A 323-nucleotide genomic window follows, 5' to 3' on the forward strand; every position below is an offset into this window, starting at 1 on the left:
CAAGTCCGAAAGGACGATGCAGCTTAAAGATATGGTGAGGTGTCCGAGTGGCCGACTCGGAGGCGAAGCCGTAGAGAACGTCGGAGCTTGCGACGACGGTAACGAGTACGCCCAGGCGTGCAAGTTACAAGTCCGAAAGGACGATGCAGCTTAAAGATATGGTGAGGTGTCCGAGTGGCCGAAGGAGCACGCCTGGAAAGTGTGTATACCGCAAGGTATCGAGGGTTCGAATCCCTCCCTCACCGCCATATTCAAAACAAAAAAGCCCCGCTCGCAGAGTGGGGCTTTTTTGTTTTCAAGGTCGATAGATTCTAACCCGAGAA

Annotated in this window: 1 tRNA gene; it reads left to right on the plus strand. The window is 53.3% G+C overall.

The window, feature by feature from the left end:
- The first annotated feature begins 160 nt into the window (after positions 1 to 160).
- Positions 161 to 248 (plus strand) — tRNA-Ser (locus tag MRS74_RS23605).
- Positions 249 to 323 lie beyond the last annotated feature (75 nt).

Source organism: Marinobacterium sedimentorum, assembly GCF_024267675.1.
GTDB lineage: Bacteria > Pseudomonadota > Gammaproteobacteria > Pseudomonadales > Balneatricaceae > Marinobacterium_A > Marinobacterium_A sedimentorum.